This is a genomic window from Fictibacillus sp. BK138 (assembly GCF_004216955.1).
Lineage (GTDB): Bacteria > Bacillota > Bacilli > Bacillales > Fictibacillaceae > Fictibacillus.
This window is the reverse complement of the sequence record NZ_SGXL01000001.1, coordinates 88,719-110,434: the sequence shown is the minus strand read 5'-3', so window position 1 is coordinate 110,434 and position 21,716 is coordinate 88,719. Positions and strand designations below refer to the sequence as shown.

Genomic DNA, 21,716 nt, shown 5'->3' with positions numbered 1-21,716 from the left:
ATCAATTAATTCAAGATATCCATATGTTTTTGATGTAATAACGACACCATCGTAATGTGAATTAGAAAATGTAAATCTTCAATACGCATACGCTTTTGCTTTTCCATCTTGCTTAGATCATCAAGCACTTCTAGTCCTTCGTTCGTTAAACGTTCTACGAGTTTACTAACCTGTATAAAAGTACCTACATGATGGATAAAAAAGGCAAAGAATGCAAGACAGACGATAGCAAGTAAAATACAAATTGTAGCAGACACTACATAAGGTTCAGATATCGACCTTTTCATAAATAACAAAGTGATAACGGAGTAAATAAAACTTCCCATAAAAAAAGCGAGAATTCTCATCGTAATACGATCTGTCATAAAAGTCGGTAGTGTCCGTGGTGAGTATTGAGAAGAATACGTCGTTAAGACCACCATTATGATAGAGAAAGTAAAAGTAGTCATCGTTAATAAAGAAGGAGCTATTGAAACTAATATCGTTCGAGCTAGATCAACTTCCGTAAAAAGGAGGTTCATTATGAGAGAATCTCTTTTAACATCAATAGTTGAATCTATATAAATAACGATGAGTGCTAAAATGATTGAAATTACGCTATAAATACTGGGAATAATCCATATATTATGTCTGATCTTCAATAGTAATTTTAAAATCATACCTTTACTCCCTGCTTATTATTTGGTATTCTCCATTTTCCCCAAAATGTTATTAATGTAACAAAATGGATTAAAAAGCAAAAAAGGTATTATAATTGAATTAATCATGAAGTGAAAGGGTGAAAATATGAGAGGACATGCTAATAAAATAGAAACACTTCACTATTTAAATTCTTTTTCTTCTAATTCTCGCAGCACACCTTGGTTTCATGTATCTCGCATGGCAATGGGCACTCATTTAGGCGATATGAACAAAGCTGATTCAACCTTATATCAAGAATCAATAGAATTTGCTTTAAGTAATGGCATCAATTTTATCGATACAGCATTAAATTACCGGGGAATGCGTTCTGAAAGAGATATTGGAGCGGTTCTCTCCAAACTAATTAAGAATGAAAAAAAGATTAGAAGAGAAGAAATTGTTATTTCGACGAAAGCCGGAATCATTCCAGGAGATATCGATCTGCAGCTACGCCCTGAAAACTACTTAAAAGAAAAACTAATTGCCACTGGAATACTTCAAGAAAAAGACCTTCATATTATCGATAATCATAAACATGTGTTAAAGCCTTCCTATTATGAATTTGCCATTGAGCAAAGCTTGAATCATTTAAATCTCGAAACGATTGACATCCACTATATACATAACCCTGAAATCTCCAAGCACGTTTTGGAAGATGAAAAGTTTTATATGGAATTAGAAAGGTTATTCAAATTTTATGAAGATCAAGTCGAGCGTGGCACGATTCGTTTCTATGGGATGGCCGTCTGGACCGCATTTACTGAAGACCCTGTTGCACCTGGCTACATTTCACTTGAAAAAGTGATGCATACCGCACAGAAAGTGGCTGGTTCATCTCACCATTTCCGATTTATCCAAACTCCATTCAACTTTTATAACCAGAAGGCATGTACTGATCAAAATCAACAAGTTCAAGGCAAGTGGCGCACTTTATTTCAAGCAGCGGAAGAACTCGACGTGTATGTGACCACTAGCGCACCGCTTGATTGCGGGAGGCTGCGAGGGAATCAAGATCAAAATGCAGATCAGCTTATTCGTTTTGTTCTGAACACTCCTGAGATATTGTCTGCGATGATCGGGATGCGGAGGATAGAAACGGTAAAATCAAATATTCATTCATATATAGAGAGAGCAGGCTCAAAACAATGAGTCTGCTCTTGCAATTTTACGGTACGTGTTCTGATATTTATTACACGTTCGCTCAAAAAAACTCATCTACGCTCAATTTGCTCCCCTTTTCGCTCTAGATACCTCCGCTACGCTCAAACTATGTGGATCTTCGCTCAGAATCCTTATTCTTCGCTCAAAACAGTACCTCAAAACCATTTCTCCTCCTAAATACACCTATAATCCTCCACTGGAAAAACTTTTTATCTCCTTTTTCAAATTTATCGCTTGTAAATGTAACCGTTTTATCTTACAATCCATTTATGCAAACGATTGCACCTACTTGCATATACAAATTTGTAAGCGATTTATAAATAATTTTAGCAATCTAATGAATGCGATTTCAAAAACGCAGCGAAAGATATATACTTAAAGGAGGAAATCGTTTTGAAACAACGTGGAAAACTAATTTCGTTTGATTTCTGGCAAAAGCTTGGTAAGGCTCTTCTCGTAGTAGTAGCCGTTATGCCAGCTGCCGGTTTAATGATATCACTAGGTAAGGTTATTGCTATGTCAGGTGGCGACATCACTTTGGTGCAAACGATTGCCCGAGTTATGGAAGACATCGGATGGGCAATTATCACGAACCTTCACATTTTATTTGCCGTAGCCATAGGTGGTTCGTGGGCTAAAGAACGTGCTGGCGGTGCATTTGCAGCTGTCATCGCTTTTATCCTCATCAACCGTATTACTGGTGCTATCTTTGGTGTAAACAGTGCAATGATGCTTGAAGAAGGGGCAAAAGTAAAATCCCTTTTTGGCAGTGAACTGATCGTTGGCGATTACTTCACATCTGTTCTAGGAGCTCCTGCTCTTAACATGGGTGTTTTTATCGGTATCATATCCGGTTTCCTAGGTGCCGTTCTATTTAATAAATACTACAACTATAACAAGCTTCCAAATGCTTTAGCATTCTTTAACGGAAAGCGTTTTGTGCCGTTTGCCGTTATTTTATGGTCTGTTATTACGGCACTGATCCTTGCATTAGTTTGGCCGTTTATCCAAGGTCTTTTAAATGACTTTGGTAAATGGATCGCAACATCTCGTAACACGGCTCCAGTTATCGCACCATTCGTGTTCGGTACGTTAGAGCGTCTATTATTGCCGTTCGGTCTTCACCACATGTTAACGGTGCCGATCAACTATACAGAACTTGGCGGAACATACCAAATCATGACTGGTTCTGGTGCAGGTTCTTCTGTAGCCGGACAAGATCCGCTATGGCTTGCTTGGATCAATGATCTGAACAATTTCTTGCAAGCTGGAGATACAAAAGCGTATCAAGCACTATTAAACGATGTTGTACCTGCCCGCTTTAAAATGGGGCAAGTTGTACTTTCAACAGCTTCTCTAGTAGCGATCGCACTTGCGTTGTACATGAACGTTGATAAAGACAAGCGCAAGAAGTACAAGTCAATGTTCTTATCTGCAGCACTTGCTGTATTTTTAACAGGTGTTACAGAGCCGATCGAATTCATGTTCATGTTTGCAGCACCATTGCTTTATGTCGTGTACGCGATCACAACAGGTCTTGCATTCGCAGTAGCAGACCTTATCCATGTACGTGTTCACGCATTTGGTTTTATCGAATTACTAACGCGTACACCATTGCTTGTAAAAGCAGGATTAACACGAGACTTAATCAACTTTGCACTGACTTGTATCGTATTCTTTGGACTAAACTTCTCGATCTTCTATGTGCTGATCAAGAAGTTCAACCTGCCGACACCAGGCCGTGCAGGAAACTATATCGAAACAACGGAAGGTGAATCTGCTTCACCGGCTAAAAATGATGCAGCAGCAGGATCAGATAACTCTCAAGCATCTGCAATCATCGGGCTGTTAGGCGGAGCTGATAACATTGAAGACGTTGATGCGTGTATGACTCGCCTTCGTGTAACGGTAAAAGACACTGTTGGTGTTGCGACGGAAAAAGAATGGAAAGATAACGGCGCACTTGGTCTCATTATTAAAGATAAAGGTGTTCAAGCGATTTACGGACCAAAAGCGGACGTATTGAAATCTGATATTCAAGATCGTTTGGGGATGTAATCAATGAAACTTCTAACGTTAAATGTCCATGGCTGGCAAGAAGAGAACCAGATGGAAAAGTTAAAGATGCTTGCTCGCGATATCGCGAGCGAGCGTTATGATGTCATCGCACTTCAAGAGGTCATGCAGTCGATCGACGCTCCTGTTGTGAATGGCAACATAAAACAAAACAATTATGCATTGGTGTTAATTCAGCTGTTACAGGAACTTGGCGTTAATGATTATGATTTCGTTTGGGACATGGCTCACTATGGTTTTGAAACGTATGAAGAAGGTCTGGCCATTTTAAGCCGTCATCCGATTAAGTCAAACGAAAGTTTTTTTGTTACAGAGCTTCAGGACATGAACAACTGGAAAACAAGAAAAATCATTTCAGCAGTGGTTTCTTATCATGGAAAAGAACTAAACTTCTTCTCAGGCCACTTTGGCTGGTGGGACGATGAAATAGCACCATTTAAAGAACAGATTGATGCATTCTTTAAGCATGTGCCCGAAAGCGAACTATCCTTTTTAATGGGCGATTTAAACAATGATGCTAACGTGAGAGACGAAGGATTTGATTATGTAAAATCAAACGGCTTTTACGATACGTATGAATTAGCTAAAGAAAAAGATGATGGAATAACCATCAAAGGCGCAATCGCTGGCTGGAATCAAAACGGTAAAGACGACGGACGAAGAATCGATTACATCTTATGCAGCAAACCGCTCAACGTAAAAAGTTCTTATGTTCGATTTAATGGAAAAGAAACGCCGGTGGTCTCTGATCACGCTGGTGTATCCGTAACTTTAGAATTAGAAAACTAACAGACTATGGGGAGTCGTTTTTTTACGGTATCCCCTGCCCTGTTGTTAAGAGATGATGGAGGTAACATTATGGAAAAAGTTTGGTGGAAAGAAGCCGTTGGCTATCAAATTTACCCTCGCAGCTTCCAAGATTCAAACGGAGATGGAATCGGTGATTTAAAAGGGATCATCCAGCGCTTGGATTACATTAAAGATTTAGGGATTGATGTCATTTGGATCTGTCCGATGTACAAGTCTCCGAATGATGATAATGGATACGATATATCTGACTATCAGGACATTATGGAAGACTTCGGGACGATGGAAGACTTCGATGCCCTTTTAAATGAAGTGCATAAGCGTGATATGAAGTTAATCATCGATCTCGTTCTTAACCATACAAGCGATGAACATCAATGGTTCATCGAGTCCCGCTCATCAAAGGACAATCCGAAACGTGACTGGTACATCTGGAGAGACGGCAAAGACGGTAAAGAGCCAAACAACTGGGAAAGTATTTTCTCAGGTTCTGCTTGGGAATTTGACGAAAAAACAGACCAATATTACCTTCATGTTTTCTCAACAAAACAGCCTGACGTGAACTGGGAAAACCCTGAAGTGCGTGAAGCTCTTTACGATACAGTAAACTGGTGGCTTGATAAAGGTATCGACGGCTTCCGTATCGATGCGATCAGCCATATTAAAAAACGTGAAGGCTTCCCGGACATGCCGAATCCGAAAAACGAAAAGTACGTATCTTCATTCGACATGCATATGAACCAAAAAGGTATCCATACTTTCCTTCAAGAGTTCAAAGACCGCACATATGCGAATTACGATGTCATGACGGTTGGTGAAGCAAACGGGGTTAAAATCAACGAAGCAGACCTTTGGGTTGGCAAAGAACAAGGGAAGATGGATATGATCTTCCAATTCGAACACCTTGGCCTTTGGGATGCTGAAACGAATCCTGACCTTGATATTGTAGAGTTAAAGAAAGTCCTGACTCGCTGGCAGAAAGGTCTTGAAAAAGAAGGCTGGAACGCTCTGTTCATTGAGAACCATGATAAGCCTCGTGTCGTTTCCACTTGGGGCAACGACGAAGAATATTGGTATCAAAGTGCAACAAGCATGGGTGCGATGTACTTCCTTATGCAAGGAACGCCGTTTATCTATCAAGGTCAGGAGATCGGAATGACGAACGTTCAGTTTGATTCCATCGAAGACTATGATGATGTAGCGGTTAAAAACATGTACCGCATTAAGCGGGAAGAAGGCGTTTCACACGAAGACATCATGGCTGTAATCTGGGCATCTTCACGTGATAACAGCCGTACACCTATGCAGTGGAACAGCACATTGAACGCTGGATTTACAAACGGAACACCTTGGATGAAAGTGAATCCTAACTATACAGAGATTAACGTAGAAAAACAGGAACAAGAAGAGAAGTCGATCTTGAACTTCTACAAAAAGATGATTTCTTTAAAGAAAGAGAACGAGATTTTCACATATGGAACGTATGATTTATTGCTTGAAGACGACAAGCAGATCTACGCCTACACACGCACATTAGGTGAAGAGCAAGTAGTTGTCATCACGAATCTTTCTAAAAAGGAAGCAGTGTTTGAGACAGAGCTTTCGTTAAACGCTGAAAACCTCCTTCTATCAAACGAAGAAGTCGCAGCACATGGCGATATGACTAGCATTTCATTAAAGCCTTATGAAGCTCGTGTCTACCGAGTGAAGCCTTAATATAAAAAAGCGTGCTTTCCAAAAAGGGAGAGCACGCTTTTTTACAATGGCAGCTGCTTTTCAAAACGAATAAACGAATATAAACGCATGAGTACAATTAATACACAAACAACCGTTAATCCCCAAGTAACATCCGTAAACAACGGAATCCACGCTAATATAAACGCCACAAATGCTGTGAAGTTTCCCGAAAAACCGTTTATCGGCTGATTAGACACAAATAAGGTTGCAGCCCCTTTAAGGGAATTTGCATAACAGGCTCTATGATACGGCCGCACTTTAAAAAATGCCCAAACCGTAATCAAATCATCCCTTGTCTTAATCGGCATCAAACAGCTCTCACAATGCATTTCCTTCTTCAATTAGATCCCCTCAATCTTACTCTATATTTCTAGTTAAGCTTATTTCTAACAGATTGTTGCTTATGAGTTTTTGTTAAAAAGGCTTCTTTGACTAGTTGATTGGAGCGCAAGGTGCGTGTCTACCACATGAGAAGCTTCTCGCTAGGCATGCGACGAGGAAGCTTACATCTTTAGCAATTACTTGTAGACGCAGGAGCAAGGATACTTCAAGGTAGCGGGACAGGTGAGACTCCTAACGGAGCAAAGCGCAGAGGAGGCTCACCGCACGCCCCCCGGAAAGCGAGCATCCTGGAGCGGAAATCAACCACTTTCAGGACATTCATTACCCAAACAGTTATTACGCTCTTTGAAGCTGATAGGTTTCATTGCAATATATAATGACATACTCAACAAACCGTTTCATATCCTCTTTCCGGACTTCTTTTGAGTGATAGTAAGACTCGGACTCTGGATTTGTTTTTATTCTAAGCCCCTCCAGCAAAATCGGATGATACCTTGCAGGCAATAACGCCCTTGCTTTAGCAACCGCTTCTTTCTTGCTGAAGATTTTTCGATATTCCAGCGACAAATATATTCTGCATAGCGTAATGATACCAAACTCGATCCAGTCATCATAAAAGAAACACATGTCACGTTCTAATTTTTCATTCCAATATGTATTTACATTATAGTTCAATGTCTTTTGAACATCTTCCCACTTCATATCTAAATTAAGTGAAGAAATGGGTTCACCGTATACAACGACACCTTTGTTCTGAAGTGTCCACCACGTTATGTAGTTTAAATCATAATGTCCTTTATGAAGTTTCCCGTCAGCAAAGAACGGATATTCCTCTATTTCGCGATATACCTTTCCTGCTTGATCAACCGTGACATAGCAGCCATCCATCCTAACACCAAGAGGATGTGAATTGCTTCTTAAATGGACAAGCTTCAATGATTCCTCTGTTTTCTTTCCAATCCGCCCGTTAATCACTGTAACAAAATCAATATCACTCGTATCGGGATCGAATGCATCCAATGCCAAAGAACCGTACAAATAAATGCCATGAACTCGTTCAGCAGGCAGAACTTCTAATAAGAGTTCCTTGTAGAATTCTAAAAAATCTTTAATATCTCCCCGTAAATTTTTCAACATCTTTCCCCCCTGTACTTCATTATAAATGAGTTTTACAGTTAATTGGAAAAAGAAAAAGCACCCAAATTAATGGATGCTTTTAGGTGTTCCTTTTGGAGAATTCATCTCTCGTTCTGATGATTCTCCTTTTTGATAGGATATACGGTCAGGATTCAGACCATGTCCAAGCGAAGGATATACGTTGCCTGGTGCCGGATCTACGAATTGATGCTGATTGAAGTACACTCGCGGCGTTTTCCATAACGTCACTAATGCTTTCCAATGCGGCATCTCGTGATAGCGTTCAGGCCACATTTCTTTAATATGCTTTTTAACGAGCGGATAATATTTTGGACTCATACCCGGAAACAAATGATGTTCCGTATGGTAAGAGAAGTTAAAATGAAGCACGTCCACCCATTTTGGTACAGTGACCGTTAAGCTGTTTGCGAGCGGATCGTTCACATCAGTCATTGGATTCAGACGATGGTTTGTTGAAATATAGCTCATTACAATCGCATTCGCGATCAATAGCGGAAGCAATACAGCAAAGAACCATTTAACAGGACCAAGCCATACCAATAGTCCGAGCCAAGTTGCCCAAGGCAGTAATAGCTGTAGCCATACAGACGGACGTTTGCTAGGCTTAAATTCCTTAATAAAGCGCTTGAACATGAAGAGTCCATGCGTTGTAAATGAAATGGATAGAAAAGCAAAACTTACAATGGAGCGCATCCACATTGGAAGCTTGTACACTTTTTGTAAGAAAGGCTTATGTGACAGATTTTCTAATGTCGGCCACGCATCTGGGTCTTCGCCGTCCTCTTGTGTATGAACATGATGTGTTGTGTTATGCCATTTACGCCAAAGCTTTGGTCCAACACTTAACGGCCAGAATGCCACCGCTCCTAAAAAGTCACGCAGCCAAGGCTTGCGAATGACTGTTCCGTGCAAGATCTCATGTCCTAAAAAGCCCATCCCTGCGAAACTAGTACCTAGAATTACAGCAATTCCGATTCCTAACCAAGGATGCAGATTATTTAATAAACCGATAACCAAAATACCGGCGATTGCGATCAATAAGTAGACAAGTCCTCCCCATAACCGTGATGGTACCGGTTTAAAAGCCTCTTTCGGCAGCTTGGGAGCGATTTTTGCTGCATACCAGCCAAACGATTGTAGATCTTTCATTTGCTCAACTCCTCTAAATCTGACTCTTTTGAATTCTTGTACTTTATTATGGTAACAAGGTTTGTTTTATGAAGCAACCGTTTTTAATACCTGGTAATAACAGTTGGTATTATATACCCATATTTTATTTGTTGCTAACCTCAATCTCTATTATTTATTTGTTAATTTTTTTATATAAGATTAATCTTGTTTAGTATCGTTAAAAATATTCACTTTTATAATAAGTTTCATTTATTGACAATATATTATTACATTTTGTATATTAGTTGACGTATCAATAATTGACCCATCAATTATATAACGAGAGGGGGAGTCGCTTGTCTCACTCATATAGAGAAGAAGATAAAATAATACAACGATTATATGAGATTCACCGTCGAACGGCACCGAAATTTGAGAGCTGTACAGGAATCAGTCAATCCCGGCTTGAAATTCTTCATGAATTATATGAAGTACATGAGATCAGCCAACGAGAGCTGCAAAGAAAAGTCAACATTGACCACGCGGCAGTAACTCGCCATTTAAAGCAGCTTGAAGAAAAAGGTGCTGTGACTCGCAGAAAAGATCCTAAAGATCAGCGCTTTACTTACGTTTCATTAACAGAAGAAGGACGAACGAAAATCGTTCAATACCGAGAAGAAAAAGAAAGATTCATCTCAGGTGTATTGCAAGATTTCTCTAAAGAGGAAAGGAAGCTTCTTCTCGAAATGTTAACTCGTATTCAACACAATATCGAGATTTATAAATAAAACAAACTACTAACAACAATGACTAGTCATAAAGGAGAATGTTTACATGGAACAAACAAAAATAAATGATTTTCATGAAATTATTACCGGACGCCGTTCAATTCGCAATTACGACCCATCTGTAAAAATCTCAAGAGAAGAGTTGAAGGAAATTTTAACAGAAGCATCTCTTGCACCTTCATCTGTTAACTTGCAGCCTTGGCGTTTTGTAGTAATTGATACGCCAGAAGGAAAAGAAGCATTAAAGCCTCTTGCTAAATTTAATCAGAGGCAAGTTGAATCATCCGCTGCCATTATTGCTGTTTTTGCCGATAATAATAGCTTAGATTACCTCGGAACAATCTATGATAAAGCTGTTGAAGAAGGACACATGCCTCAAGAAGTAAGAGAGCAGCAAGTACCTGCGATCAGAGGTCTGTTGGAACAAATGACACGAGAGCAATTTAAAGACATGAATCTGATTGATGCTGGACTTGTTTCTATGCAGCTAATGCTAGTGGCACGTGCACATGGATATGATACAAACCCAATCGGCGGCTATGAAAAAGACAAGATCGCTGAAGCGTTTGAATTAGATAAAGAAAGATACTTCCCTGTTATGCTGATCTCTATCGGTAAAGCCGCAGACAAAGGATATCAATCCGTTCGTCTATCCGTTGAAGATACAACAGAGTGGAGATAAGGAGGGGAAAACATGATTATTATTCATGCTGCATTATCAGTCTTAAAAGAGAAAGAAGAAGATTTCATTCAAGAGGTAAAAACACTGATTGAAGCATCTCGAAAAGAAAATGGAAACATTCAATATGATCTCATGAAAGATACTGAAACAGAGTCCACATACATGATGGTGGAAGTTTGGGAAAATCAAGAAGCCGTTCAAAACCACAATACAAGTGACCATTTCATTCAGTTTGGCCAAAAAGCACAACGCTTTATGGATGCTCCACCTAATGTGAAAATCTTTACGGGACAAGAAGTTGTTCAATAAGTAATAAAGGAAGCCATTTCACTTGGCTTCCTTTTTTGCTACATAAATTCAAGTTTTAATTTCTTTAAACGCTGATCGGTTTCCCTTTCGATTATCTGAAGCAGCCTGCGATCCTTTTGTGCCACAAACGTAACCGCTAAGCCTTTCCCTCCAGCACGGCCCGTTCTTCCGATTCTATGAATGTAGCTCTCTGTATCAAGTGCGATATCATAGTTGAAAACATGTGTAACACCTTCTACGTCCAAACCGCGGGCTGCTACGTCAGTTGCCACAAGAAACTGAATCTCTCCTTCGCGGAAACGTTTCATGACGTCTTCTCTTTTCGCTTGGGAAAGGTCACCATGCAGTTCATCAGCGTTATACCCCATGTTCTGCAGAGCCTCATTTAACTTGCTTACTCTTCGCTTTGTCCGGCAAAAAATAATAGCGAGGTAAGGACGCAATAAACGAATGGTTTGAACGAGATCGTTCTGCTTGCCTCGGTCCGTCGTTTCAACCACACGCTGCCGGATTTCCTTCAGGGTAACCTGTTTCGTTTTAATATGAATGTCCCGAGGATTTTTCGTGTAAGTCTGAGCCAGCCTCTTTACTTCATCAGGCATTGTTGCTGAAAAAAGCAAGGTCTGGCGGGATTCTGGTACTTGTTCCATGATGTCCTCAATTTCTGTTAAGAAACCGATATGCAGCATCTGGTCGGCTTCATCAAGCACAAAGGTTGAGACTTCAGACAAATCGATCGTTTCACGGCGAATATGATCAAGCAGTCTGCCAGGCGTCCCTACTACTAGATGCACTTTCCCTTCCAGTTTATGCATCTGTGCGATAACATCCTGTCCCCCGTAAACGGCAAGAACGTTAATTTCATTCAGCGGCTCTGTCAGCTTTCTAACTTCCGCTGTAATCTGAATGGCTAGCTCTCTTGTCGGAGCTACAATCAAACCTTGAATGTAAGGATTCTCACTATCTATTTTTTGAAGGATCGGCAGCACAAAAGCAAGAGTTTTTCCCGTTCCTGTCTGTGCCTGTCCTACCACATCTTTTCCATCTAAAATAATGGGGATCGTCTCTTTTTGAATCGGTGTCGGTTCCCCTATTCCGTTCTGTAATAAAACATCTACAAGAGCATCTGATATGCCTAATTCTTTAAATCTCATTATTTTTTCCCCAACTCTTTAACTTTTGCTGTGCAGCTGTCCATTGCAGCTATTATGGCACCGCGGAATCGTTCCTGCTCCAACGTTGAAACCGCAGCTATTGTTGCCCCGCCTGGTGATGTTACTTGATCTTTTAACTCACCAGGGTGCTTTCCTGTCTCTAGGACCATCTGTGCTGCACCTAAGACAGCTTGAGCCGCTAAACGATACGACTGATCACGCGTGAGCCCTTGCCTTACGCCGCCATCTGCCATCGCTTCAATCATCATGTATACATAAGCTGGCGAAGAACCGCTGATCGCTGGGATCGTATCCATTTGTTCTTCTGCAACAATCTCTACTTTTCCGAAACTGCTTAATAATTTTTCGACTGTTTCCAGATCTTCATCTGTAATTTCACTGTTCACCGAAACAGCAGTCATACCCGCTCCTACAAGGGAAGGTGTATTCGGCATCGTACGCACCACTTTTACCTTTTTACCGAACGCATTCTCTACATCTGACGTCGTAATACCCGCTGCAACGGTAATGATAATAGCTTCAGGATTGATGTCTTCTTTTATTTCTTCTATCACTTCAAAATACGTATAAGGAGCAACTGCCAGGAATAAGACGTCTGCGGATACCGCTATATCACGGTTAACTGCTGAAACTTCTATTCCGAACTGTTCAGCTGCAAGCGTTCTGGATTTCTCTGTACGCATGCTTGCCATAATCTGATCCGCTCTGACTAATTCAGAATGAATCATCCCGCCTGCCATCGCCTGTGCCATTTTGCCAAATCCGATAAATCCAATTTTTTTATTCAATGTGTCTCCACTCTTTCTATTAAAACTTTTAAAAGGGTTACGCTCATTTTTACAGAATATCTTTACCGTTAGCTTTACCTTTAGTAAACCACAAATACATAAGGTGTGTGAAATGGATGGACAAGTTTACAAAAGAAGAATGGCATCGCAAACAAGCAGTGGAGAATTTTAATAAAACGTGGGATCTCATTGAAAAGAAGGATCGTACGAATGAGGAAGACCTCGAGATGATCCATACAGCACACGCTTCCCGCTTTCATTGGGGTGCTGCTGGAACCCCGTTGAACTATGCACGTGGCGAATGGCAGATTTCTAGGGTCTATTCCCTATTAAAAATGGGTGAATCAGCATTGCTTCACGGTCAGCAATCTCTGGAACTCTGTCTTCAAAATGAGATTAAAGATTTCGATCTATCATTCGCCTATGAAGCAGTCGCCCGGGCGTATATGGTCAAAGGAGAAGAAGTGAAGATGGAGGAATACTATTCACTTGCATCAAAATCGGCAGAAAACATCGCAAAAAAAGAGGATAAAGAATATTTCATTTCCGAGCTGAACTCTATTAAACTAGGAACTAAAGCGTAATACATAAGGAGGACTCTAAATGACTGAAAAGATTACGAGCTATTTAAAAGAAAACCGTGATACCCATTTAAAAGAGCTGACGGACTGGCTTGCTGTACCAAGTGTTAGCGCACTGCCTGAACATAAGGAAGACGTTCGAAAAGGTGCGGAGTGGATCGCAGACGAGCTATCTAAGATCGGTATGGATAACGTAAAGATTCACGAGACAGACGGACACCCTGTTGTTTATGCGGACTGGCTGAAAGCAGAAGGAAAACCGACTGTGCTCGTTTATGGACATTATGATGTTCAGCCTGTTGATCCACTTGAGCTTTGGGAGACGCCTCCTTATGAAGCTACGATCCGCGACAATAAACTTTATGCACGCGGTGCATCTGACGATAAAGGCCAAACGTTCATGCATTTAAAAGTTTTGCAGGCTATTTTAGAAACAGAAGGAACTCTTCCTCTTAACTTTAAGTTTTGTATCGAAGGAGAAGAAGAAATCGGCAGTCCGAGCCTTCCGAAGTTTATCGAAAACAACAAAGAACTTTTAGCAGCCGATGTGATCGTGATTTCTGATACAGGCATGCTCGATCGCGGAAAGCCAGCGATCTGCTACGGTCTGCGCGGCATGTGTGCGATGCAAGTTGACGTAACTGGACCGAACAGCGATCTTCACTCTGGTCTTTATGGCGGAGCTGTTCAGAATCCATTGCATGCGATTACCGAACTTTTGCAATCTTTCCGTGACGAAAACGGACGTATTTTAGTGGATGGTTTTTATGATAATGTTCAAGAGCTAACAGAGGAAGAAAGAGAAGCGTTCCGTGCTCTTCCGCTTACGGAAGAAGCATTGAAAAAGCAGCTTGGCGTAACAGAGCTCACTGGTGAGGAAGGCTATTCTCACATCGAACGCACATGGGCTCGTCCTACGTTAGAGCTTAACGGAATCTGGGGAGGCTTCCAGGGCGAAGGCATCAAGACGGTCATCCCTGCAGAGGCTCATGCCAAAATCAGCTGCCGCCTCGTACCAAACCAAGAGCCAGACGAGATCATTGAAAAAGTAAAGGCTCACATTGAAAAACACAAGCCTGTTGGTATTGATGTTAAGGTTACTCTTTTTGATAAAGGAGCGCCTTATGTAACACCGTTTGACCACCCAGCGATTCAAGCTGCAGCACGTTCTTATGAAAAAGTGTACGGTGTACCAACAGCCTTCACTCGCGGCGGCGGATCTATTCCAATCGTTGCAACCTTCGACCAAATGTTAAACATTCCAGTTGTTTTGATGGGCTTCGGTCTTTCAACAGAGAACTTCCATGCACCAAACGAACACTTCCATCTGGAAAACTTCGATAAAGGTATGGAGACCCTTGCTGACTATTGGTTTGAGCTGGAGAAATCCATTAAGAAAGAAGCATCAGCTCTATAAGAGTTGTTATAAAAAAGGCTGAACTTAGTTACGTTTAGCCTTTTTTTAGTGTACATTCTACTTTCGTACGTTTTCACGGTACGTGTTCTTATATTTATTACACGTTCACGCAGAAAGCAGGGAGTTTCACGCGTTCTTACATTACTTTCACGCAAAACATATGCCGTTTCACGCGGAATGAGCTTCGTACCACGCACAACAACTCCGGTTTCACGCAGTACCTCACATTCAAAGGTTAAGCACCTTTTCTTTTTGCTTATTGGGTATGATATAATCAACCAATCACAATAAAAGAAACGGAGAGTATAAAAAATGCTTTCATTTGAAGATAAAATTGCTTTAATTCAAGAGAATTTCCCAGAGCTGGACATGCATGAGGTGTCACTTGGCCGTTTGAATTTTCACTATGAGGAAAGTGTACAGGACAAGAAGATCGTCGTGTATCACCTTCACCCGAACGGCAACGGCTTTGTATATGGCGGACACCTTCCGCAAAGCGTAAAGAACGAAAAAGGCTACGTGAATATCCGGGATTATGAAGCCGATGAGCTAATCGCGCTTATTAAAGAATCTATGGAGTTCCTTTCAAAAAAACACGGATGGCAGCAGCCGAAGAAAGACCGCACAGATGATGGTGAACGCAAGGAAGAACACTGGTTTAGCCACAGTCATGAAAAAATCAGACTTGTTGGCGAGGATGGCATGTGGTTTATCTTTGATGAAGATGATGCACTAGAAGCAGCATTTGAAACGTACGCAGAAGCAGAAGGCTATTTGAAAGAAGCAGACTTTAAAAAGAGAAAATAAAATATAGAGGTGTCAAAATGGCAGAGGAGAAAAAGAAGTTAAGTTTTCAAGAAATTGCAAAACAGCGCCTTGCAGAAAAGAAAGCACAGCAATCAGGCGGGTCGCATCATAAAGGACCTGTTAAAGTAGCAAACCAGCTCAAGAACCAGCAAACGAAAAAAGCGAACAACCAAGCACGGAGAACCGGTGTATAATGCATCGCAAACGTTCTAACATCACCCCCGGACTTCCGGTTAATGTTATCTTAAAAGCCGATCAGCGTTCTGGGAAGAAAACAAAAGGAATTGTTAAAGATATCCTGACGAACTCGCCGAATCACCCGCATGGCATTAAAGTAAGACTAGAAGACGGTCAGGTTGGCCGTGTGATCGACATACTAAGTGAATAATGAAAAAGCTTGGGAGCTCCCAAGCTTTTTTGTTTCCTTATAATTGAGTCTTAAACTTAATCAATATGTAACCAAACCAAATTGAATTCGTTTTTTGTAATGAGGGACCGTTTTCCATGTGGTTCTATATAAATAAGAAACAGGATTAAATAAGAACCGGTTAACTTTAGCATACTAGTTTGTATATTCCTTTGAAGGAGACAGAATCATGAACCAAGATTCTCTAAAACGACGGATTGATGTGAGCACGAAAAGAGTTCCAGCAGACATCGTTATCAAAAATGGCAAGATCATCGATGTATTTAATCTTGAAATCATCAGTGGAGATGTCGCTATCGTTGATGGCTTTTTTGCTGGCATTGGAGAATATGAAGGCCTGGAAACGATTGATGCAACCGGCCGCTATATTTGTCCTGCTTTCATAGATGGCCATGTTCACATTGAATCATCGATGGTAACTCCTGCTGAGTTCAGTAAAGTCCTTCTCGCCCATGGAGTTACTACCGTTATTACAGATCCGCATGAGATCGGAAACGTATCAGGAAAAGATGGGATTACATTCATGCTGGAGCAGTCAGAAGGTTTGCCGTTAGATGTTCGAGTTATGCTTCCTTCCTCTGTTCCTGCAACACCTTTTGAGAATGCTGGTGCTGTTCTTACCGCTCGTGATCTTGAACCTTTTTACGAACATCCCCGTGTAAAAGGGCTGGCCGAAGTAATGGATTTTCCCGCTGTTTATAACGGTGATGAAGATATGCTTAAGAAGATAGTTTCTACGAACAGACATCATGCAATCATTGACGGACACGCAGCTGGAATCGACGCAAACGGCATTAATGTATACAGATCTGCTCTCATCACAACGGATCATGAATGCACGACTGCAGAGGAAGCACTCGATCGCATCCGCCGGGGAATGTATGTTTTAATTCGTGAAGGATCTGTAGCAAAAGATTTAAAAGCACTTATTAAAGTGGTGACACCTGCAAACGCCCGCCGTTTTTTATTCTGCACAGATGATAAACACCTTGATGATCTTGTAGCTGAAGGAAGCGTTGACCACAATGTAAGACTTGCGATTTCAGAAGGGATCTCTCCCCTTCAAGCTATTCAAATGGCAACGTTAAACGCGGCTGAATGTTATGGGCTGCATGAAAAAGGGGCTATATCACCAGGATGCAAAGCGGATTTTCTTTTGCTCGATGACATAAATGAAATTGCGATTTCAGAAGTTTTTGTAGAAGGTGTTTTAGTAGCTTCCAAAGGCTCGTTCACTGGGCAAATTGCTGCTTCTCCCTCTCCTCCAGAACCCCTGATGAAGTCAGTCAATATCCGTGAGATAAAAAGTGAAGAGCTGTCTATTAAACTTGAAGAAGGCGACCAAATTCATGTGATCGAGATTATTCCTAATCACCTTGTTACAAAAAAGAAAATCCTTCGTGCCACAGTTGAGAATGGAGAGTTTATATCATCTACTGAAGAGGACTTGCTGAAGATGGCAGTCATTGAACGCCACAATCAAACAGGAAATATTGGTCTCGGTGTAGTAAAAGGACTTTTATTAAAAAGTGGTGCGATCGCTTCAACGGTTGCCCATGATTCTCACAATCTTGTTGTAGCAGGAACGAATGACCGCGATATGCTATGTGCAATAGATGCCATTAAAGAGATGCAAGGCGGATATGTCATCGTTAAAGACGGAGAGGTACTTGCTTCAGTACCGCTTCCTATCTCAGGATTAATGGCAGACCGCCCTTTCGAAAAAGTAAACGAAGAAATCATCAGGTTAAAGAAAAATTTGAAAGAACTTGGCTTTAAAGGGGATTTTGATCCGTTCTTAACTCTTTCTTTTTTGACACTGCCCGTCATACCGGAAATTAAACTTACAGACATGGGACTTTTTGATTTTAAAACGTTTAAGCATATTTCTGTAAAAGCCAATTAGGTTTCTATCTATACGAGCGAGTGGTTAAACGCGTAGATAACAGCTTGAGTACGGTCCTGTACATCCAGCTTGCTTAAAATATTACTAACGTGTACTTTTACCGTCTTTAGAGCGATAAACAGATCATCGGCGATCTCCTGGTTGGTTTTGCCCTTTGTCATGAGCAATAAAATTTCCATCTCGCGCGCAGTCAGCTCTTCATGCGGCTCGCGCGTTTGTTTTTGCCTCATCTTGCTCATCATCTTGCCAGTTACTTCTGGTTCCAAGACAGACTTACCGTGATAGGTGTCCCGAACGGCTTGCGCAATATCACTTGCTTTCGACGTTTTTAGCATATAGCTCGAGGCACCCGCTTCAAGTGCAGGATACACTTTTTCATCATCTAAAAAGCTCGTTACCACGATAATCTTCGCCTCTGGCCACGATTGTGTAATCAAACGGGTAGCTTCGATTCCGTCCATCTCGTCCATCACAAGATCCATCAAAATGATATCCGGCTTCATTTCTAATGCCTTTTCAACGGCAATCTTCCCATTTTCAGCCTCAGCAGTTACTTCAATATCCGGCTGTGCAGAAAGATAAGCGGAAACCCCAATCCGCACCATTTCGTGATCATCCACTAACAAAACGTTTATCATGCTTTTTCCTCTCCCGCAGATAAAATTGGAACTTTAACTTCAAGACGAGTCCCTTCGCCTGGCAAACTTACAATCTTAAGCGACCCGCCGATTTCAGCAGCTCGTTCATGCATGTTCTGCAGTCCATACGAACCGGTTTTTTCTTGTTCCATCTTAAAACCAATCCCGTCATCCTCTATGCGCAGGATGATTAGATCATCGCGCTGCACAAGCAAGATCTGCGCTTTATTTGCCTGTGCATGCCTAAGAATATTAGACACAGACTCTTGTAAAATACGAAACAGGTGATCCTCTACACCTTTATCAAGCGGAATGGTTTCGATCTTCCATTTCAGTTCGATCGGAACTTTTTGCAGAAGCTCTTGCAGCAGTTCTTCCATCCCTTTTTGGAGCGATTTTCCGTTCAGTGCAGCAGGACGCAGATGCAAAAGAAGTGCCCTCATCTCAAGCTGTGTCTGGTGAATAGTTTCTTCAACGAGCTTTAACTGCTTCGATTCACGAGTCTCTGATTCGGTCCTTACTTCATTTACAGCGGACATGATCATACTTGCTGCGAAAAGCTGCTGGGAAACAGAATCATGCAGCTCTCTAGCCAAACGGTTTCTTTCTTGAGAAATGATTTCCTGAATACGTTTTTCCTGATCGACCGCCTTCTCTGTTGCCATTTTTTGTGACTGGCGAATCTTTTCTCCTAACTGCTGCTGAATCCCTTCCATACGTTTCGTAATCGCTTTTAACTCAAGGTTCGAAACTTCTTTCATATTGACTTGACGGCCGTCTTCAATCGACTTTAACGTACGGTCTATGAGATTTAATTGCTTTCGAGCAGTAATGCCAGAATTTAGTCCGAAAAATGCTCCCATGATAAAGACAAGAAATGGAACCACAAATGCTATTGGAAAGTCTAATAAATGCTCTTCCAGCAAAAAAGTCCAATCGTTTATTGGGAAAAGAGTATATACAACAGATCCTAGAAGAATGGTTACAGCAAATGCTAATGAGATACCAGAAAACATGTGGCGCAAAACGGTACTCATACCCGCTTCACCTCCAGACTCCCAGCAAATAAACTTGTCATGATTTTTACTTTTTTATCAGATTCATTGTAGTCTTTAGTTCGGTAGGATACCGCTTGATTAAACATCTTGGAATCCTGATGGTCAAAGATCACCGTACTTCCTGCAAAGACAGAATGTTTTACGGCTACTTCAATCTCATAAGGAACGTAAATCGTAATATTACCAATAAGACCTCGAACAAAAACAACAGATTCCCCTGAAGGCAAAAGTGTTTCGCTCAAATCAATGATCGTATCGCCGGCACCGCATTGAATGTTAATATCGTTCCATTCATAGACATGGTATGGGGTCTGCTGTGTACCAAACGCTATATTTTTCAACAGAGATTCTTTCATGTAAAGATCTTCAGATGAATACGTTACTTCATCATTCACTTGCGGTTTGATAACAAACGGATTCTGTTTGGATTGATAAAATTGAACAATAATGTAGACGACTAGTGCGACTAAGATTAATTTAAACGTATACATGCTTAAGATCGTAATGATGGCTATAACTACTCCAGCCCAAAACATGATTTTACCGGATCGTTTGGGCATTCTTTTCCGTCCAAAATACATAAGTCCAGCACAGATTAGAATAGTGAATACAATACCCTCGCCATTAATAGTCGCTTCTAAAAGCACCATGACACATGCAATTAAAAGCATCCAGCTGATAACATCGTTCTTCTTTTTAATCGGCATCTGCACTCACTCACTTTCTGTCTGTCTAAACGGCATAAAAAGGCGCAGGAAATATGCGCCTCTATCTTTCATAATCGTATCACATACTGAATTAAACACTAGCAGGAGTTTCTTCTTTTTTCCAATCTTTTTCTAACTTTGCGAGTTTTGCTTCCATGGAGCTCGCATAATAATCAGCGTTTACTTTCTGCTCAAGTCGGTCCATATAATTTTCAAGCTCATCAAATCTAAAAGCTGTTTTCTTCAGCACACTTGAAGGTTCAATGACTCGGTCCATCTTTCGGTGAGCTCTAGCGACATTCTCACGACCCATTAATTCCATACGTTTAATTTGCATATCCTTCAGCTTATGCTTCATTTGTTCATACTTCTGCTCAAGCTCTGAAAGATCTTTTTCCGTTTGAGCTGCTGATTCCTTAAGTTTGCTTGCACGTGTTTCATGCTGTTCTTTCTCAGTTATAGCAAACTGGTAAAGCTCTTGTTCATTCGCTTGTTGAGCTAATTCTGCCTGATGACTGCGCTTAGCTGCTTTTGCCTCTGCTTCTTGAATTTCACGTACAAATTGATCTTTTAAAAGCTGCTGGCGCTCAACAAGCTTACGCGCCTTGTTTACTTCTTGCTCGCATTGTCTTAAATATTGATTCAAGAGAGAAAGAGGATTCTTCTCTTCCTTTTGATCTAAAAGCTCGTGTACATCAGCTGTGATTGAGTTTTTAATTCTTTCTAATAAGTTCATTTTTTATTAGCTCCTTTTTGTTTGTTTTTTAGCTGTTTTTAAGTTTTGCCCATTCTTTTTCAAAGTTAGTGAATGGATCATTTTCTGTGTGCTCATCGATTGATTCTTTTTCGTTCCATTTTTTGTACACAACATACAGTACATAAATGGCAACTGCTCCTAAAATCGCAGGGATGTTTGCAACAGATACACATAGTCCAATAACGGAAAGTGCTCCCCACCAAAATTTCTTTCTGCCCGTTTCTGCAGCTACACATTTCTTATAAGCGTAGTACATAACAGCAAGACCGATCGCGAGTCCGACCATCGGACCTAAGTTAGCCATCAATACGATAGCAGCAATTCCTCCAACAACAAGCAAGCCTAATTTTTTCATAATGGCTGCCTCCTTTCGTATCTTTAGCTTACCTCGCTGCAAGATTTCTCAAAACTGACCTTGGCTGTATTTTCCAATAAGACCTGAGGCGTATAGGGGGACAGACCCGGGTCTGTCCCCCCTCCAAAATCAATAAAAAAGAAACAACCGACACATTAACAAACGCGGTCTCGGGTTGAAAAAGGAACTTAAATTTACATCTCGAATATCTAAAGGAATCGGATAGCTAAAATTTGAAAACAGACAGGA

The 21,716-nt window shown here is 40.9% G+C and carries 24 protein-coding genes; 13 read left to right on the top strand and 11 right to left on the bottom strand.

Going from position 1 to position 21,716, the window contains the following annotated elements; translation table 11 throughout:
- Positions 1-5 precede the first annotated feature (5 nt).
- Positions 6-659, bottom strand: coding sequence for a DUF2254 family protein (locus EV282_RS20545; protein ID WP_130292850.1), 654 nt, complete (start codon positions 657-659; stop codon positions 6-8).
- A 127-nt stretch (positions 660-786) separates the two neighbouring features.
- Between EV282_RS20545 and EV282_RS00555 the strand changes: the two genes are divergently transcribed.
- The 4 genes from EV282_RS00555 (at position 787) to EV282_RS00540 (ending at position 6,441) form a co-directional block, all read left to right on the top strand.
- On the top strand, positions 787-1,830 hold the full coding sequence (locus EV282_RS00555; RefSeq protein WP_130292849.1) for an aldo/keto reductase: 1,044 nt from the start codon (positions 787-789) through the stop codon (positions 1,828-1,830).
- 405 nt (positions 1,831-2,235) lie between these two features.
- Positions 2,236-3,900: a PTS transporter subunit IIBC gene (locus EV282_RS00550; protein ID WP_130292847.1), complete on the top strand. Its 1,665-nt coding sequence runs from the start codon at positions 2,236-2,238 to the stop codon at positions 3,898-3,900.
- A 3-nt stretch (positions 3,901-3,903) separates the two neighbouring features.
- Complete coding sequence (locus EV282_RS00545) at positions 3,904-4,707, top strand: endonuclease/exonuclease/phosphatase family protein (protein WP_130292846.1); 804 nt, start codon at positions 3,904-3,906, stop codon at positions 4,705-4,707.
- 69 nt (positions 4,708-4,776) lie between these two features.
- A complete protein-coding gene (locus tag EV282_RS00540; protein WP_130292844.1) occupies positions 4,777-6,441 on the top strand; it encodes a glycoside hydrolase family 13 protein in 1,665 nt (554 codons plus the stop codon).
- Between the two features lie 41 nt (positions 6,442-6,482).
- Here EV282_RS00540 and EV282_RS00535 read toward each other — a convergent pair whose 3' ends face one another.
- From EV282_RS00535 to EV282_RS00525, 3 genes are all read right to left on the bottom strand, one after another.
- On the bottom strand, positions 6,483-6,803 hold the full coding sequence (locus tag EV282_RS00535; protein WP_130292842.1) for a hypothetical protein: 321 nt from the start codon (positions 6,801-6,803) through the stop codon (positions 6,483-6,485).
- Positions 6,804-7,140: 337 nt separating this feature from the next.
- A complete protein-coding gene (locus EV282_RS00530; protein ID WP_165389309.1) occupies positions 7,141-7,938 on the bottom strand; it encodes an aminoglycoside adenylyltransferase domain-containing protein in 798 nt (265 codons plus the stop codon).
- A gap of 69 nt (positions 7,939-8,007) precedes the next feature.
- On the bottom strand, positions 8,008-9,111 hold the full coding sequence (locus tag EV282_RS00525; protein ID WP_130292838.1) for a fatty acid desaturase family protein: 1,104 nt from the start codon (positions 9,109-9,111) through the stop codon (positions 8,008-8,010).
- A gap of 317 nt (positions 9,112-9,428) precedes the next feature.
- On the opposite strand from EV282_RS00525, the gene EV282_RS00520 reads away from it, so the two are divergent.
- From EV282_RS00520 to EV282_RS00510, 3 genes are read left to right on the top strand one after another with little or no spacing between them, the layout of a single operon-like run.
- Positions 9,429-9,860 (top strand): MarR family winged helix-turn-helix transcriptional regulator, encoded by a 432-nt coding sequence (locus EV282_RS00520; protein WP_130292837.1) that lies wholly within the window; start codon positions 9,429-9,431, stop codon positions 9,858-9,860.
- 46 nt (positions 9,861-9,906) lie between these two features.
- Positions 9,907-10,542: a nitroreductase family protein gene (locus EV282_RS00515; RefSeq protein WP_130292836.1), complete on the top strand. Its 636-nt coding sequence runs from the start codon at positions 9,907-9,909 to the stop codon at positions 10,540-10,542.
- Between the two features lie 12 nt (positions 10,543-10,554).
- Positions 10,555-10,851 (top strand): putative quinol monooxygenase, encoded by a 297-nt coding sequence (locus tag EV282_RS00510; protein ID WP_130292834.1) that lies wholly within the window; start codon positions 10,555-10,557, stop codon positions 10,849-10,851.
- 38 nt (positions 10,852-10,889) lie between these two features.
- Here EV282_RS00510 and EV282_RS00505 read toward each other — a convergent pair whose 3' ends face one another.
- Both EV282_RS00505 and proC read right to left on the bottom strand, forming a co-directional pair.
- Positions 10,890-12,005, bottom strand: a complete 1,116-nt coding sequence (locus EV282_RS00505) for a DEAD/DEAH box helicase (RefSeq protein WP_130292833.1) — start codon at positions 12,003-12,005, stop codon at positions 10,890-10,892.
- Positions 12,005-12,814, bottom strand: a complete 810-nt coding sequence (gene proC, locus EV282_RS00500) for a pyrroline-5-carboxylate reductase (protein WP_130292831.1) — start codon at positions 12,812-12,814, stop codon at positions 12,005-12,007. Before proC ends, EV282_RS00505 begins: the two co-directional genes overlap by 1 nt.
- Before the next feature lie 116 nt (positions 12,815-12,930).
- Here proC and EV282_RS00495 point away from each other — a divergent pair, with 116 nt between their 5' ends.
- From EV282_RS00495 to ade, 6 genes are all read left to right on the top strand, one after another.
- Positions 12,931-13,398 carry a hypothetical protein gene (locus tag EV282_RS00495; protein WP_130292830.1) on the top strand — a complete coding sequence of 156 codons (468 nt, stop codon included), beginning with the start codon at positions 12,931-12,933 and terminating at the stop codon, positions 13,396-13,398.
- A 19-nt stretch (positions 13,399-13,417) separates the two neighbouring features.
- Positions 13,418-14,812 carry a dipeptidase gene (locus EV282_RS00490; RefSeq protein ID WP_130292828.1) on the top strand — a complete coding sequence of 465 codons (1,395 nt, stop codon included), beginning with the start codon at positions 13,418-13,420 and terminating at the stop codon, positions 14,810-14,812.
- Between the two features lie 312 nt (positions 14,813-15,124).
- Positions 15,125-15,619, top strand: a complete 495-nt coding sequence (locus tag EV282_RS00485; protein ID WP_130292827.1) for a hypothetical protein — start codon at positions 15,125-15,127, stop codon at positions 15,617-15,619.
- Between the two features lie 17 nt (positions 15,620-15,636).
- Entirely contained in the window at positions 15,637-15,813 is a 177-nt protein-coding gene (locus EV282_RS20050; RefSeq protein ID WP_165389308.1) for a hypothetical protein, read from the top strand.
- On the top strand, positions 15,810-16,007 hold the full coding sequence (locus tag EV282_RS00480; protein WP_130292825.1) for a YwbE family protein: 198 nt from the start codon (positions 15,810-15,812) through the stop codon (positions 16,005-16,007). Before EV282_RS20050 ends, EV282_RS00480 begins: the two co-directional genes overlap by 4 nt.
- Before the next feature lie 208 nt (positions 16,008-16,215).
- Positions 16,216-17,952, top strand: a complete 1,737-nt coding sequence (gene ade / locus EV282_RS00475) for an adenine deaminase (protein WP_130292824.1) — start codon at positions 16,216-16,218, stop codon at positions 17,950-17,952.
- A gap of 8 nt (positions 17,953-17,960) precedes the next feature.
- Here ade and EV282_RS00470 read toward each other — a convergent pair whose 3' ends face one another.
- From EV282_RS00470 to EV282_RS00450, 5 genes are all read right to left on the bottom strand, one after another.
- Positions 17,961-18,590, bottom strand: coding sequence for a response regulator (locus EV282_RS00470; RefSeq protein ID WP_130292823.1), 630 nt, complete (start codon positions 18,588-18,590; stop codon positions 17,961-17,963).
- Positions 18,587-19,627 carry a sensor histidine kinase gene (locus EV282_RS00465; RefSeq protein ID WP_130292821.1) on the bottom strand — a complete coding sequence of 347 codons (1,041 nt, stop codon included), beginning with the start codon at positions 19,625-19,627 and terminating at the stop codon, positions 18,587-18,589. The genes EV282_RS00470 and EV282_RS00465 overlap by 4 nt, the downstream gene beginning before the upstream one ends.
- On the bottom strand, positions 19,624-20,355 hold the full coding sequence (liaF, locus tag EV282_RS00460; RefSeq protein ID WP_130292819.1) for a cell wall-active antibiotics response protein LiaF: 732 nt from the start codon (positions 20,353-20,355) through the stop codon (positions 19,624-19,626). Before liaF ends, EV282_RS00465 begins: the two co-directional genes overlap by 4 nt.
- Positions 20,356-20,446: 91 nt before the next feature.
- Positions 20,447-21,091: a PspA/IM30 family protein gene (locus EV282_RS00455; protein ID WP_130292817.1), complete on the bottom strand. Its 645-nt coding sequence runs from the start codon at positions 21,089-21,091 to the stop codon at positions 20,447-20,449.
- Positions 21,092-21,119: 28 nt separating this feature from the next.
- Entirely contained in the window at positions 21,120-21,467 is a 348-nt protein-coding gene (locus EV282_RS00450) for a flagellar basal body rod protein (RefSeq protein WP_130292815.1), read from the bottom strand.
- Between the last annotated feature and the right edge of the window lie 249 nt (positions 21,468-21,716).

Bases quoted from the DNA above. Each gene is read 5' to 3' on its own strand.
- EV282_RS20545 (WP_130292850.1), bottom strand. From the start codon at position 659: ATGATTTTAAAATTACTATTGAAGATCAGACATAATATATGGATTATT.
- EV282_RS00555 (WP_130292849.1), top strand. From the start codon at position 787: ATGAGAGGACATGCTAATAAAATAGAAACACTTCACTATTTAAATTCT.
- EV282_RS00545 (WP_130292846.1), top strand. From the start codon at position 3,904: ATGAAACTTCTAACGTTAAATGTCCATGGCTGGCAAGAAGAGAACCAG.
- EV282_RS00540 (WP_130292844.1), top strand. From the start codon at position 4,777: ATGGAAAAAGTTTGGTGGAAAGAAGCCGTTGGCTATCAAATTTACCCT.
- EV282_RS00525 (WP_130292838.1), bottom strand. From the start codon at position 9,111: ATGAAAGATCTACAATCGTTTGGCTGGTATGCAGCAAAAATCGCTCCC.
- EV282_RS00515 (WP_130292836.1), top strand. From the start codon at position 9,907: ATGGAACAAACAAAAATAAATGATTTTCATGAAATTATTACCGGACGC.
- EV282_RS00510 (WP_130292834.1), top strand. From the start codon at position 10,555: ATGATTATTATTCATGCTGCATTATCAGTCTTAAAAGAGAAAGAAGAA.
- EV282_RS00505 (WP_130292833.1), bottom strand. From the start codon at position 12,005: ATGAGATTTAAAGAATTAGGCATATCAGATGCTCTTGTAGATGTTTTA.
- EV282_RS00495 (WP_130292830.1), top strand. From the start codon at position 12,931: ATGGACAAGTTTACAAAAGAAGAATGGCATCGCAAACAAGCAGTGGAG.
- EV282_RS00490 (WP_130292828.1), top strand. From the start codon at position 13,418: ATGACTGAAAAGATTACGAGCTATTTAAAAGAAAACCGTGATACCCAT.
- EV282_RS00485 (WP_130292827.1), top strand. From the start codon at position 15,125: ATGCTTTCATTTGAAGATAAAATTGCTTTAATTCAAGAGAATTTCCCA.
- EV282_RS20050 (WP_165389308.1), top strand. From the start codon at position 15,637: ATGGCAGAGGAGAAAAAGAAGTTAAGTTTTCAAGAAATTGCAAAACAG.
- ade (WP_130292824.1), top strand. From the start codon at position 16,216: ATGAACCAAGATTCTCTAAAACGACGGATTGATGTGAGCACGAAAAGA.
- EV282_RS00470 (WP_130292823.1), bottom strand. From the start codon at position 18,590: ATGATAAACGTTTTGTTAGTGGATGATCACGAAATGGTGCGGATTGGG.
- EV282_RS00465 (WP_130292821.1), bottom strand. From the start codon at position 19,627: ATGAGTACCGTTTTGCGCCACATGTTTTCTGGTATCTCATTAGCATTT.
- liaF (WP_130292819.1), bottom strand. From the start codon at position 20,355: ATGCCGATTAAAAAGAAGAACGATGTTATCAGCTGGATGCTTTTAATT.
- EV282_RS00455 (WP_130292817.1), bottom strand. From the start codon at position 21,091: ATGAACTTATTAGAAAGAATTAAAAACTCAATCACAGCTGATGTACAC.
- EV282_RS00450 (WP_130292815.1), bottom strand. From the start codon at position 21,467: ATGAAAAAATTAGGCTTGCTTGTTGTTGGAGGAATTGCTGCTATCGTA.